Consider the following 13,604-nt stretch of genomic DNA (forward strand, 5'->3'; position numbering starts at 1 on the left):
CGCCCGAAAGGCCGCGCCGTCGAGGTTTCTACAAGCTACGCCCGTTGCACCCCTTGAGCATCGTCGCTTGCAGCGAACAAATGCGCCAATTACGCTGATTTTTCCTGAATGGCGGCCGCTATACTAGATCTGCGGAAATGTTATAACTATGGCTCGGAACGGCGATTCCTCCGTGATGGCGTCCCTGTAACTCCGGCTCCGTGAGGCGTCGAGGAGTTCGCGGGCAGGAATCGGCCTCGATCCTTTCGCTCGGATTACCTGACTTGCGAGAAGGTGCGCGTGGTCGTCCGACGTTATAGATCGACAGCTCTGACATAGCCGCTCATTGTCATGGTCAGTAGGCGTGGTGTCCCTGCCCAACGGCGAAGGAAATCGAGCTCGTTGATCGTTCGCTCAGAGCGCGTTATACTATAATTGCAGTTCTAGTATAACGGCGGAGCCTCCCATGCTGAAAACTGTCGACATGATGTACCAGACAATGCTCGCTGAGATCGGGCAGCGCGCCATGGATGACGCCTGGACACTCGACTTCCCGCCGGCCGGCCGCTTCGTGAAGGTCAAGGTCAAGGGTCGTGAATACTGGTATTTCGATCAGCCTGATGGCGAAGGCGGCCAGAAGCGCAAATATGTTGGCCCTGCTGAGGATCCGGAGATTTCGAAACGTGTTGAAGACTTCTCCCGCACGAAAACCGACTACAGGATACGTCGACGTCTGGTCTCGAGTCTCACGCGGGATGGCGGCCTTCCGGCGGCCGACCGTACCTCAGGGTTGATCGTCGAAACTCTGGCGGCCGCGGGCCTCTTTCGACTTCGGGCCGTCCTGGTCGGCACTCTCGCCTTCGGAACGTACTCTGGCCTCCTGGGTGTCCGCATTCCCTCTGCCGCGATCATGACCGCGGATGCCGATTTCGCGCAAGATTATGCGATCTCGGCAGAGGTCATGGATAGCCTGCCGCCAATCCTCGAACTGCTGCAGTCAGCCGATCCGACTTTCCGTGCTGTCCCGGCGCTCGACGGGGCAGAGACGACCGCATTCGTCAACGACGAAGGCTATCGCGTCGAATTCCTGACCACGAATCGCGGCAGGGACGAGTATCTGGACAGGCCGGCAGACATGCCCGCCCTGGGTGGGGCAAGCGCACAGCCGCTGCGGTTCATGGATTTCCTGATCCGTGAACCGGTTAGAACGGTCCTCCTGTATGGAGCCGGTGTCTCGGTGCTCGTCCCCGATCCAGCTCGCTACGCTGTTCACAAACTGATCATCGCGTCCCGACGTCACGCGCACAGTGCGCTCAAGCGCGACAAGGACATAATGCAGGCCGGAATCCTTGTCGAAGCCCTACTGCAAACCAAACGATCTCCCGATCTGGCGATGGCCTATATCGAAGCGTGGGAACGCGGGCCCGCATGGGAGGAAGCCATGAAGATCGGAGCCGCGATGTTACCGGATGAGCGGAAGGATTGTCTTAGGGAATGTCTCGAGGCCGGGGGGAGGGAAATAGGAGAGAAGGCAGTCTCGCCGTTCTGAGGACCCATGGCAGCAGCAAAAACCGCGGCGATGAGATCATCCTTTGTGCCGAAGTGACGGTGGAGGCTCGTCTTCGCGACACCGGCCTAGCGAATCACAAAGACGAACTGACTGGCTGCGCTGCAGTCCTCCGGGCCCGAAACCAAATTTCCAACTTGTTCGGAATAGAGGGCGGAGGTTCGATTCCATTCAAGAGCATCGTTCCAATGCCGCGGTGAAGTCCTGGCCAATCGTCGCAGGGATGCGTTGTTGCTGCCTCCACAGCCCATCCGTGTAACCGCGTCGGCGGCGATCGATGCGGTGTTCCGTACGGGCGGATCGATGTAGTTTATGGAACGATTCTTCGCTTAAACCTGCAGGCATATGGAAACTTCGCTTTATCTGCCCGTCAAAGGCTTTCTCGAAAGGGCAGGTTACGTCGTTAAGGGCGAAGTTGGCGGCTGTGATCTCGTCGGCTTGAGTGATGGCGATCCGCCGGTGGTGGTGATCTGCGAGTTAAAACTGAGCTTCAATCTGGAGCTCATCCTGCAGGCCGTCGATCGCGCAGCCGTCGCAGACGAGGTCTGGATCGCGGCGCGAGTCTCGGCCAAGGGCAAAGGTCGCGACGCCGACAAACGCTACCGCGATCTCTGCCGCAGGCTCGGGATCGGCATGCTCGGCATTTCCGATGCCGGCGACGTCAGCGTTATCGTCGGCTCCGCATCGCCGATGCCGCGAACCAATCCGAAACGGCGTTCGAGGCTCATGCGCGAACACCGGAGGCGACGCGGCGATCCGGCAGTAGGCGGGAGCACACGCGCGCCTGTCATGACCGCGTACCGTCAGCAGGCGCTCGGCTGTGCGGCAGCGCTGGCGTCAGGACCGCTGCGCGTGCGTGAAATCAGATCCAGCATACCGGATGCCGGGAAGATTTTGCTTGCGAATGTCTATGGCTGGTTTGAACGGCTTGACAGAGGCGTCTACGGCTTGACAGACGCTGGGCGGGAAGCACTGCGGCGATGGCCGCAGCAGGACATGCCGGCAACAATCGCCGTCCCTGCCTGATTTTTGTTCCACAACAGAGCTTTACGCCGCTCAATCGAAAACATGGCCTGTAGTTCGAGTCCGCTCAAGGCGAAGGGTTTGGTAGGTCGAATCTTGGGCTGCCGTCCCACGTCCGGATGATCCTGAAGGACCGCAGTGGGGCGCAAAGCCGCTGCTCACGTTTCGAGAACGAGAGTCCGCTTCGGGTCGAGAGCAGCGGTACCCTCCGCCACCCTCGAGGCGCACAGCGACCGATGTTCTCGTTCCGTAAAGATCGCAGAATGTATCAACGGCAACAGCTGCCACGTGGCGCCGGCCGTCCGACGCGGAGCCGGATTCAGCTTTCTCCAAGGTGGTTCTATTTCTCGCATCGCTGACGCGGGGCAAATGTGCAATTGTTTGGCCTGAACGAGCGTGGGTGCGCGCAGGAATGAGACACCCTGAGCCAAGCTGACAACCCGTGTGGGAGGTAAGCGTCTAGCCCGCTTTCCTTCATGTAGATGCGGGAGCCGTTCAAAGAGCGTGCAGAGCGCATCACCGCTTTGCCGTACGCAGGGTTTCTCGGCGCCGCACAACGTGTATATTGCAACTGCGAGTAGCCCTTTGACGAACAGGCGACACAATGAATGCAGCGCGTGGAATCCGGCGCCGCGATCCCGTAAAAGTCGATCTTGCGCTGCAGGGCGGCGGAGCGCACGGCGCGTTCACCTGGGGCGTGCTCGACCGCCTGCTGGAGGAGCCGTGGCTGCAGATCGAAGGCATTTCCGGCACGTCGGCAGGCGCGATGAATGCGGCGGTGCTTGCTCATGGCCATGCCCGCGGGGGCGCCGAAGAAGCGCGCACGGCACTCGAGGCCTTCTGGAAACAAGTGTCGGAAGCGGCCCGCTTCAGCCCGTTCCGTCGTAGTCCGCTCGATGTTCTGCTCGGTCGCTGGACGCTCGACAATTCGCCATTGTTTGTCGCCATGGACGTGGCGGCCCGACTGTTTTCGCCATATGACCTCAATCCCGGCGGTACCAATCCGCTTCGTGCGATCCTTGCTGAGACAGTCGACTTTGCCCACTTGGTGGAGAGCCCGATCAGGCTCTTCATCACAGCAACAAATGTGCGTACCGGCCGCGGCCGCGTCTTTCACAACGGCGAACTGACGCCCGATGCGCTGCTCGCTTCCGCCTGCCTGCCGACGCTGTTCCAAGCGGTTGAAATCGACGGTGAAGCCTATTGGGATGGGGGTTATGCCGGCAATCCCACCCTGACGCCGCTCATTCGCGATTGCGCGTCCGAAGACACGATCCTCGTCCAGATCAATCCGGTCGAGCGTCCGGGCACGCCACGCTCGGCGCGCGAGATCCTCAATCGCCTCAACGAGGTTTCCTTCAATGCCGTTCTGTTGAAGGAGCTGCGAATGATGGCGCTATTGCGTCGGTTTGCGCAGCCCACCGACGAAGAGGGGGCACGCTGGGCATCGATGCGCATCCATCGTATCGCGAGCGACGTTATGCTGGACTTTGGATACTCGTCGAAACTGAACGCCGAATGGGCGTTCCTGACCCTGTTGCGCGACGAAGGTCGTAAGGCCGCCGAAACGTTTCTGGCGCAACATGGCGATGACCTTGGCTATCGTTCCTCGCTTGATCTTGAACTTCTACTGGAGGGGGTTTGAGCATGGGATTGTTCGGAATCCTGATTGGCCTCGCCATACTCATCGGGCTGGCCTTTCGGGGTTGGAGCGTCCTGCTTCTTGCACCGGCTGCGGCGCTAGTGGCAGCCCTCTTTGCGGGAGAGCCTGTTCTTGCGCACTGGACGCAGACCTTCATGGCGGGCGCCGCTCAGTTCCTGGCGCAGTTCTTTCCCCTCTTCTTGCTCGGTGCGCTTTTCGGCAAGCTGATGGAGACGAGTGGTTCGGTGTCGACCATCGCGAAGTGGATGACCACGCGACTCGGCAAGCGCCGCGCGGTTCTCGCAGTCGTCCTCGCCGGTGCGCTGGTCACCTACGGCGGCGTCAGCCTTTTCGTCGCTTTCTTCGTGCTAGCGCCAATGGCGCAGGAGCTCTTCCGCTCGGCCGCTATACCGCGCCGCCTGATGCCGGCGGCGATCGTGCTCGGAACATCAACCTTTACGATGTCCGCGATGCCGGGAACGCCGTCGATCCAGAATGCCATTCCAATGCCCTTCTTCGGCACGACCCCTTTCGCGGCCCCCGGCCTCGGCATCATCGCTTCGGCGATCATGCTCGGTTTTGGCCTCTGGTGGCTGGAACGAGAGGCGGGAGCAGCCCGGCGCAACGGTGAACCCTTCGGAGGCGGTGCGACCGCATCGGCTGATAGCCTTGCCGCGAACGGAGTGTTGCGGGAACGGGCGACGAGCGCGCGCGAATTCGACCCGGCGGAGCTGACGCACGGTGAGCACGCGGCAACCGCGCCGGGCATATTCGCGGCCGGCCTGCCGCTCGTCGTTGTCGTGCTTGTTAACCTATCGATGTCACTCTTCATTCTACCGCGCCTCGACGTCAGTTTCCTCAGCGAGCCGCGCTGGGGAGGAACGACACTATCGGCCGTCGGCGGCGTCTGGTCGGTGGCGAGCGCGCTATCGGCGGCGATCATCACCGTTGTCGCCGCGAACTACAGAAGGCTGCCGAGCCTGCGTGAAACGATGGATGCGGGCGCCAACGCATCGGTGCTGCCAGCCGTCAGCGTCGCAAGTCTGGTCGGCTTCGGTGCGGTCGTGGCCGCGATGCCCGCCTTCGAGGCAGTGCGCGACTGGGTGCTCGATATTGGCGGCGGGCCGCTGGTCTCGCTTGCGGTCGCGACGAACATTCTGGCGGCGCTGACCGGCTCCGCCTCAGGTGGCCTTACAATTGCGCTCGACGCGCTCGGCAGCATCTACATGGCCCGTGCGACGGAAATCGGTCTGAACCCGGATCTGTTGCACCGCGTCGCTGTCATCGGTTCAGGTACCCTCGACAGCCTGCCGCACAATGGAGCCGTGGTGACGCTGCTCGCCGTCTGCGGCGCGACGCACCGCGAAAGCTATCGCGATATCGTCATGGTGGGAATAGTTGGCGCGATTTTGGCGCTGTTGGCCGTCGTTGCGCTGGGCTCCGTCGCGGGTTCTTTCTGACGAAATGGTGCAACAAGCGACGACAGCTATTGAGGCAATGCCGACAGTGCCGAGAAAGAAACAGTGCTGATTGAATAGGAATACGCCACCATCTTCAACCGCCATACACCCGCTCATCGCGACTGTGGGCGCCTTTTAGGAAATGGACGTATTTATCCGCGGTACCTGTTTCGCGATGTTCTTGCGCCACACCGTTATTTAGGGTCAGGGCCGCCACGGCGTTGAGGTCTGTGTGCGGATGCACAAGTTTTATTAGACGAGAGTATCGCTCTAGCCACTCGTTTTTGTGCGTCTTTACATCGAAAAGGAGAGACGGGATGTTGCAGAGAATGCTGAATATAGCCATGTGATAACGGCCCCCAATGTGCAGGCGACATTGTGATATTGTCTCGGCAGCGCGTTCTATGCTGGCTGTCTCAGCAAATATACCCCCACGGGCAATAATCTCTGCCTCATGGTCATTGAAGCGCTCAACCGCGTGCGTGAGGACGACAGGGCGAAGATTCAACCTATCGCAGGCACTGAGAGCAGCCTTTAGAATATGGACGTCTTCTTCGGCATTGTTTCTGGCCCCGGTGGTTATCAAGCAACCATCGCGCTCGGCCACCAGTGCTGGCGATATCCGAAGAAATGCCGCATCCGCCAGAAACTCAATTCCATAATATTCGGCTGAGATCTGGTCGCGGGCTGCGACATGACCGAGATCGCGGAAAAGTCTTCTGAGATAAGCTGCTCGTTCGCCGTCATAGATAGGTATAGTTCCGTTCAATACCGCCAACGGTTTGCCTAGTTTCATGGCGGCAAGGACAGGGGTGAAGAAAGTAGCAAGACCCTCTGCCGTTGTTCTGTGGTCTAACGACCCCTCTGGCTGAAGGATAACAAAATCGGCGGCTCTTATCTGCTCGATGGCGTCGTTTCCGTACGCAACGGAGAGTCGGCTCATTACATCGGAGAGTTCGTATCGTTCAAGCGTTAAACTCGTCGGGAATTCTTCTCTAAAGGCCACGAAGTTAAACCCGAGAGAGGTGATCCCGGCGCCTGGGAATGCATTGAGAATTTGGTTCTTGAGGCCCTGGCTCGTCAACCGGCATCCTATATTGACCCTGAAGTCGGTATCGTTGAACAGAGCAATCTTGATCGATGGAGACGCTTCTTGTCGTTTGTAAGAACTTTCGAGCTCATCAACGAAGCTCTCATAATGCCGCCAAAAGCCGGATGGGTCGCCTGCAGATATACGATCTCGGCAAAAAGTGCGCGCGTCCGAGAACTTCTTGTCTGCGACGAGAAACCCAGCAGCACGCCTCGCTTTGGAAACGTCAGCCTTGCTTCCTTTCACGGCTAGCAACAAATGCTTCGCAGCTTTATCGGGATTTGATTTTCTTAGTTTTTTCGCTAACCGCCAATGGATCGCCGATCGTATCCCGTCGAACATCTGTTCTTACCTTCTGTGAGACAAGGACGATGGGAGTTGTGCAAAATGCATAGAGCACAACCTGGTATCACCAATCTTTTGAAATGCTCTTCTAAAACTCTCCGCTCGCAGGGCGACGCGCTCGGACTCACTGGACAGCCCGGCCGAGGGTCAATAGTGGCCATGGACGGGATGATACTCGATCAACAGATCAACCATCTCAGCCATATGTTCCTTCAGTTGCTCCAACGTTTTTACATCATCGATCTGCTTACGAATGCGCTGAAGGTCGTCCATTCGCGTGTGGTCAGAGCGGTATCTTTTGTCAGTAATCTTCATACCCTAAGCCCTCATTGCCTGCTCATTAATAGTTGAAGCCAGGGGCAAGCTGCAACTCCCAACGATCGGGATTTTTCCTTTGCCAGTAACAAGATGAATCATGGACAGAGCAGCATTTCATGCGGCACTGCGCCGGTGCACGTCCGGCGGTTTGGCAGGAGCCTCTCTCAGCAGCAGGTGAACGGCGTAGATGGCATCCTCGCTGGCTTCGCGGCACATGGCGACGGCAGCTTGCCTATGCCCTTGCGACCGCCTATCGCGAGACCGCGGGACGAACTGAGCCTGGTGCGGAAATAATTCGCCAGGGACGACGCCATGACGCGCAGGATTGTCGCCAAGCGCGAATACGGCAAACCGGCCGGGAAACGGGCGGTTCAGTGTGGCCGCAGCGCGACTGCCGGCGGTCTCCTCGTCTTTTTTCTCATGCGGGCGGTGAAGCAGTCTACATCATTCCCGCGGCGCAGGAGGAGGCCGGAAGGTTGAGCGCGTCCAACTCAATTCGGCGACGAATAAGGCAATTGGAGAACTCTCGCATGAAGCTGATCGCGCTCGTGACGGTGACGCATGCGCGAGTTGGCGAGGCAGCCTTCGGTATCAGCCCCGGCCAGGCAGAAACCTGGGCAACGCTGCGCACGCTGACTGACGAGCACATGGCCGAGCTCGTGGACCGCGCCGAAGCGCTTGTGACAAAGGAAGCGACGGCTGGAGGGCTAGCGGCAACGGTGAGCTACGAGGACGTGTTCCACCAGTGCAGCAATGCGGACGCTGCAGTCGCCGAATTGCGGCGCGCGCTCAATGAGGAGGGCGTCAGTCATGACTCCGGCCGCGGTGTGCTGCCGATGAAGGCTTCAGAGGACTTCGGCCTGTTCGGCCGAGTGGCGCCGTCGGCAATGTTTTTCCTGGGCGCTGGTGAGAACCATCCACGCCTGCATAACCCGGATTATGATTTCCGGACGACCTGATCGCTATCGGCGCGCGGGTCTTCATGCGTACGATTCGTAATCTTCTGGGCTGATCGCTTGTGTAGAGCGGCTTTCGCATCCAGTCGCTTCCGATTTCGATCAGGGGACGGCGCTATCTTATATTTCCTGCTCTCAAACTGGTCTCGGCGATCGAGCGGGCACAACGAACGACGTCATAAAATCCGGCCAGATCAGTCCGGCTTCATCCGGCCGGTCGGGGACATCAGCTCACTATGATCCTTCTCAATAGCGCATGGGCGTTATCCGCGTCGTTGGCGCGAATAGCTCTCGTCGGTTAGCGCCGTACCGACATTGGCGGCCAGATCGACCGGACAAGGTGCTTGCAGGCGATGCCAGGCAGCGCAGCAGCACTCGGGGAGGCAAGGGAGCTAGGGACCGCTCAACGGAAAGGCGGTTCATGATGTTGTGGGCTCGAAAGCGCCGGCGGGTTCTCTGACAAAGAGGAATGTCGAAGAGCTGACGAAGATCATCCTTGCCGACAGCAATGCGTCCGTCACGAAAGCCGCACGGAATGCCGTTCAGCGATTTGCGGAGGCTTTGGAGCGCATTCTCATGGGGATCGGTTTCCATCAGGCCGGCGCCCGTGATGTGCTGAAGCACCACCAGAGAAGAAGGAGGGAAAGAAGGAAACACCGAAGACAGCGAAGCCGCGCCAACGAGGGAAGTGGCGAGAGCCGCGGCAATTAGAGAGGTCGTGACAGCCGCTCAATCGAGCTGAGGGGACGAAGCAAATCGCGGATGAGTTGTCGCGCGGTCACTCGCATCCGGTATCCAAAGATCTGATCAGGCTAGCCCCGTGCCATCAATCTCAGGCTTAGCCGTTTCCTCCAGACCGCTGTCATTGGGAGCAAGATAACCGTGTCGTATCAACCAGTCTCGCACAATGCGGCGAAGCGCCTCCTCCCGGCTAATGGCGTGCTCCGCCATGAACAGCTGGATACCGCGTTCAGCGTCGTCTTCGAGGTAAGTCATTGATCGCCCTCATTTGCCCGCGTCGATGAAACAGAAATTCTCATGACATGGCAAGGCTCCCGAACTTTAGGACGGAAGTCGGCCGCGGCTCCGAGTTGCTCGTTCTGCGCTGGTTTGGGGCAAAGGCGGCGAGGGGGAGGATTTTGAATATGTTGATCTCCAAATTGCCTCGGTCTGATGCGATCCTGCGTGCGGCTGGGGCTAGATGCCTTCTTTCACCTCGTGAAAGTCGTGCGGAGGCAGGCGTTGGCCTGTCAAAGGAGGAGATGGCAATGGAAAAGCTTACAAGAGTTATCGTTGCGTCACTGCTTGGGCTCACATCCGCGACAGCAATGCCGTTAATCTCGGTAGCCATATTTGGTGATGGCGCGTCTTCAGGCAACGCCTATGCAGATAACGGTGTCATCCTTTTACCGGGTGATGACAGCGGCACGTCTGGTTCCGACGGCGGTAACGGCACGTCGGGTCCGGCTGATGGCAGCGGCGGCACGTCGGGTCCGGCCGATGGCAGCGGCGGCACCTCAGGTCCTGCCGATAGTAACGGCGGCACCTCGGGTCCAGGCGGCGACAACGGCGGGTCGAGCACTGGCGGGGGCTAATGACAGCCGTGTGAACGTACGGAATGTGTCAAAGCCGCTGGGCTAGCTGAAGAGGTCCTTCTTGTTAGGAGGGCCTTTTTTCTCCATCTGTTCAAGCGCTACGGCTTTCCGCTGCGATCGAGCCTGACGCTTCCTCGCCCTTGTGTGCCAGTCGCGCGCTCGGCCGCCCCGTTTGCGCGTTGGTTAAGCGGCACAACGTCTAGCGGCGCGTCGGTCGTTTTTCGTCGCTTGGCCCATCCTCTCGCGACTTGGCAAAATGCGACTGGCTCGCTTGAGCTGGCCGATATTGTTGTGACGGCATTCCGAGATCACTGCGCGGGGGCGGGCGTCGTCGGCGCAGGTGCAGGCGTTGATGGTGCTGTGTTGGGTGCCGGCTCAGCAGCGGGCGGTGTAGCCGGCTCCGGCTGAGTGGTTGGGGCAGTTTCCGTGGGTGTCGGTGCCGGCGTGTCAGCAGTTTGTTCCACGCGTCCCGGCATAAAGAACACGACCGCCACGATTATGAGAATGACCACGCCAATGCCGATGAGTACGTTTCTGTTCATAAATACCTCCTCCGGGTCCCAATTGCCCCAAAAGGATATTTGGAGCCGACCGTGCCATTTTCAACCAGCAGATTTCGTGGGGAGACTACTCTGTCGAGTTGCGGACATCACGCGACCCAGCTTCCCTTCGGAGGTTGGGCTGACCGCCGTCACGTATTCCTTCAACCTATTGGCTGGCTTCGCGGTCTGGACCACGGCACTTTACGTGAGACGATTAGCGCGTTAGTGCGGTAGGAGGCAATCAACAAGGGAACGGGGGAAAAGTCATCGCATCGTTTCGAAAATTGCGTACTTTTCTAGGCTTGCGGAAGAATAAAAGACCGAAGCCGCTACCCGAGGGCGTGACCGTCGGGCGCCATACGTACGGATTGAGGTACGACAACTTCCACGGAATGAGCTTCCGTTGTGATGTGCGGATAGGCTCATTCTGCTCCGTAGCGGAGGAAGTGCTCTTTATGCAAATGGCAGATCACGACCTCGGCCCCGTAGCCTCGTTCCCGATTGGCCGCCGTCTGTTTGATAGCAAAAAGAGTAACGTCACCTCCAAAGGTCCGATCGTCGTCGGCAATGACGTGTGGATTGGTCGTCGGGCGATGATACTTTCCGGCGTGACCGTTGGCGACGGCGCGATTATTGGCGCATCTGCCGTAGTCGCCAAAGATGTTCCGCCCTTCGCGGTCGTCGTTGGCAATCCAGGGCGCGTGGTGAAGTTTCGCTTCAGTCCCGAGGACATCGAACTCCTGCTGAAGTTAGCGTGGTGGGATTGGCCCGATTCGAAGTTGCACGCGCATAAGGAACTACTTATGGGCCCCTCCGACGCTTTCCTTGATTACTTCCGCGGCGGCAGTGGCACAGCATAAGGCGTCGAGAAATCCAGGTGCGCGGCCAATTGTTGCCTATCATCAAGTTGCCAATTGCGCCTCGGTTGCGGAGAGGCGCTCCTCGTTACGGCAGGAGGCACGCGTATGCTGTGACGCGCTACCGGATGCGGCACATTGCCGATGCCGCAAGCATTGAATATAGGTCGTGCAAGGCTCGCACATATGGACTTGTTGTGGCTTCCGCACCAGCGGCCTGCTGATGTTGGGGTGAAGCCACGCGAGAAAAACTGCTGTCCGCGGGCATGCATAGATAACCAGGAATACGAGAAACATGACCTCGAATGTATTGGCGGCAAGCGGCGGTGTTAAGCAAGTGATCTGTATAAACTGGGGCACGAAGTACGGTGCGCCGTTTATCAACAGACTTTACGCGATGGTCGCTCGCAACATCACACCGCCGTTCACGTTTACATGTTTCACCGATAACCGAAATGGTCTCAACCCTGAGATACTTTGCGAGGATTTGCCGCCGCTCGACATCGTGAATATGCCAACCAACACCAGAGGGATTTGGCCCAAGGCACGTCTTTGGGGCTCAGAACTCGGCACCCTGAAGGGTCCAGTGCTGTTTCTCGACCTGGATCTGGTGATCGTGTCATCTCTAGACGACTTCTTCGAGATCGGTGACGCCGATGACGTGGTGATGACGAGAAACCAAACGACACCACTGGAACGGCTTGGGCAAACGTCGCTTTTTCGTTTTCCGGTCGGCAAGCTCGTTCCCCTGCAGGAGCAGTTTCGATCCGATCCCCAGAGTGTGGCTGACAAATACCGTTACGAGCAGCGTTTCGTGAGCCGCAACGCACCTGGTGGGGTAACGTTTTTTCCGCGCCGATGGGTGCTGCACTTTCGACAGGATTGCCGTTGGCCGTTTCCGCTGAATTACTGCTTTGCTCCGCGGCTACCGCACGATGCTCGCGTCGTTATTTTCCCGCGAGGCCTGCTGCCACAGCACGCAATTGAAGGGCGATACGGAACAAAAGCTCCTCCAAAAACGCCACTCAAGCATATTCTGGGGGTCTTTGATGCCGACCGCCGGCGAAAAAAAGGGCCGTTTCGCTATCTCCGGCACTACATTCGCCCGACGCGCTGGGTAGCAGAACACTGGCGCGAGTAGCCGCCTAACGACAAGCATCAAGTCGAGACGAGGCAACCGAGGTCAGGACCGCTGCAGTTCGGACCTGATTACCGAGGCTATCCGATGGGTTTCATTAAGTGGCTCGTATGAATAGATCTCGATCTTGCCTTCAAATGGTCTTGTCAGCTTCAAGGTCTCTTGAAGGTCCCGATGATAGCGCTCGAATTTCTCCAGGCGTGGCCCGGCGACAGGGGTTAATTCAAGCGAGAAGACTGGCTTTCCCGTTGCAAGAGCCTCGCATGGCATCGTGATTGAGTCCTTGGCGATCAAAAAGGCATCCGCAGCCGCCATATAGTGGAGGTAGGGATTTTCGCTCCGCCGATCCCAGACCGCTATATTCTCGTTCCTAAGCGGCGTTAACGCCCGTAAGGTGTCCTCTTCAGATCTTCGCGACACGGAAACGAGAATACGCCAGCCATCCTCTTCCAGGTGCTTGATCGCGGCCTTAATTTTCTCGTGCGTATCGTGGTCGTAGACATAGGCGCCGTTCGATCCACCAACGAAGACCGCCACAATAGGGCGGCTATCGACTGAGAAATGTTCGCGCGCAGGATCTCTAAGCGGCTCGAGGCGAGCCGCAGTGATCTGATGTGGTACGCCCACCATGGCATGATAGTTTGGTCGGTCGTTGAGTTCGTCGACCCAATCATGGCGTGAGACGAAGATGAGGTCGTATCCTTCGATCCGAGGGCGTTGGAGGTGGACCGTCAATGGTCGGCCAGCATACGCCGCCTTGATATCGAGAACCGGCTGCTCGGAGCGGAAACCACAGGAGATCACAAGGTCGGGACCTTGTTCTCTTTTTCGAAAAAGGGCCGGTTCGAATAGCTTCTTCAGTCCACGAGCCCGGCTAATTAACTTGACCACGGGCTCGCGATTGAGCTCCTTTCCGACGCCTAGACATTGTGTCAGTGTTCCCGCCTTGCTTTCGGCAACGGCCCAAACACAATTCACATCCGGCGATTTCATTTTTCTGAGAATTTCGTCCTGCAAGACCGTAACTCCAGGAAGACTGTCGATTTTAGCAATTAATGTGTGCGGTGCGCTAGAATCGATCCTAAGTGAGAA

Annotated in this window: 11 protein-coding genes and 2 pseudogenes; 8 read left to right on the plus strand and 5 right to left on the minus strand. The window is 58.4% G+C overall.

The features are described from left to right. Window positions 1–448 precede the first annotated feature (448 nt). Window positions 449–1,528 (plus strand): nucleotidyltransferase family protein, encoded by a 1,080-nt coding sequence (locus tag PYH37_RS02910; RefSeq protein ID WP_280732510.1) that lies wholly within the window; start codon window positions 449–451, stop codon window positions 1,526–1,528. A gap of 26 nt (window positions 1,529–1,554) precedes the next feature. Here PYH37_RS02910 and PYH37_RS02915 read toward each other — a convergent pair. Continuing rightward, a pseudogene (locus PYH37_RS02915) lies at window positions 1,555–1,608 on the minus strand (hypothetical protein); the annotation flags it as partial. A 283-nt stretch (window positions 1,609–1,891) separates the two neighbouring features. Between PYH37_RS02915 and PYH37_RS02920 the strand changes: the two are divergent. From PYH37_RS02920 to PYH37_RS02930, 3 genes are all read left to right on the plus strand, one after another. Next, the gene (locus tag PYH37_RS02920) at window positions 1,892–2,572 is read left to right on the plus strand and encodes a DUF2161 domain-containing phosphodiesterase (protein ID WP_280731939.1); all 681 of its coding nucleotides are present in this window, start codon (window positions 1,892–1,894) and stop codon (window positions 2,570–2,572) included. A gap of 601 nt (window positions 2,573–3,173) precedes the next feature. Further along, complete coding sequence (locus PYH37_RS02925) at window positions 3,174–4,214, plus strand: patatin-like phospholipase family protein (RefSeq protein ID WP_280731940.1); 1,041 nt, start codon at window positions 3,174–3,176, stop codon at window positions 4,212–4,214. Window positions 4,215–4,216: 2 nt separating this feature from the next. Beyond that, window positions 4,217–5,671 (plus strand): GntP family permease, encoded by a 1,455-nt coding sequence (locus PYH37_RS02930; RefSeq protein ID WP_280731941.1) that lies wholly within the window; start codon window positions 4,217–4,219, stop codon window positions 5,669–5,671. Window positions 5,672–5,765: 94 nt separating this feature from the next. Here PYH37_RS02930 and PYH37_RS02935 read toward each other — a convergent pair whose 3' ends face one another. Continuing rightward, window positions 5,766–7,103 carry a polysaccharide pyruvyl transferase family protein gene (locus PYH37_RS02935; protein WP_280731942.1) on the minus strand — a complete coding sequence of 446 codons (1,338 nt, stop codon included), beginning with the start codon at window positions 7,101–7,103 and terminating at the stop codon, window positions 5,766–5,768. 150 nt (window positions 7,104–7,253) lie between these two features. Next, on the minus strand, window positions 7,254–7,421 hold the full coding sequence (locus PYH37_RS02940) for a hypothetical protein (protein ID WP_280731943.1): 168 nt from the start codon (window positions 7,419–7,421) through the stop codon (window positions 7,254–7,256). Between the two features lie 545 nt (window positions 7,422–7,966). Here PYH37_RS02940 and PYH37_RS02945 point away from each other — a divergent pair. Then, window positions 7,967–8,436 (plus strand): annotated as a pseudogene (locus PYH37_RS02945) (M20/M25/M40 family metallo-hydrolase); the annotation flags it as partial. 751 nt (window positions 8,437–9,187) lie between these two features. Here PYH37_RS02945 and PYH37_RS02950 read toward each other — a convergent pair. Beyond that, complete coding sequence (locus PYH37_RS02950) at window positions 9,188–9,376, minus strand: hypothetical protein (RefSeq protein WP_280731944.1); 189 nt, start codon at window positions 9,374–9,376, stop codon at window positions 9,188–9,190. A gap of 272 nt (window positions 9,377–9,648) precedes the next feature. Here PYH37_RS02950 and PYH37_RS02955 point away from each other — a divergent pair, with 272 nt between their 5' ends. From PYH37_RS02955 to PYH37_RS02965, 3 genes are all read left to right on the plus strand, one after another. Then, window positions 9,649–9,975: a hypothetical protein gene (locus PYH37_RS02955; RefSeq protein WP_280731945.1), complete on the plus strand. Its 327-nt coding sequence runs from the start codon at window positions 9,649–9,651 to the stop codon at window positions 9,973–9,975. Window positions 9,976–10,978: 1,003 nt separating this feature from the next. Beyond that, complete coding sequence (locus PYH37_RS02960) at window positions 10,979–11,377, plus strand: CatB-related O-acetyltransferase (RefSeq protein ID WP_280731946.1); 399 nt, start codon at window positions 10,979–10,981, stop codon at window positions 11,375–11,377. Between the two features lie 292 nt (window positions 11,378–11,669). Beyond that, window positions 11,670–12,515, plus strand: coding sequence for a glycosyl transferase (locus PYH37_RS02965; RefSeq protein ID WP_280731947.1), 846 nt, complete (start codon window positions 11,670–11,672; stop codon window positions 12,513–12,515). A 42-nt stretch (window positions 12,516–12,557) separates the two neighbouring features. Here PYH37_RS02965 and PYH37_RS02970 read toward each other — a convergent pair whose 3' ends face one another. After that, window positions 12,558–13,505: a mitochondrial fission ELM1 family protein gene (locus PYH37_RS02970; protein WP_280732511.1), complete on the minus strand. Its 948-nt coding sequence runs from the start codon at window positions 13,503–13,505 to the stop codon at window positions 12,558–12,560. Window positions 13,506–13,604: the final 99 nt, after the last annotated feature.

Source organism: Sinorhizobium numidicum (assembly GCF_029892045.1).
Lineage (GTDB): Bacteria > Pseudomonadota > Alphaproteobacteria > Rhizobiales > Rhizobiaceae > Sinorhizobium > Sinorhizobium numidicum.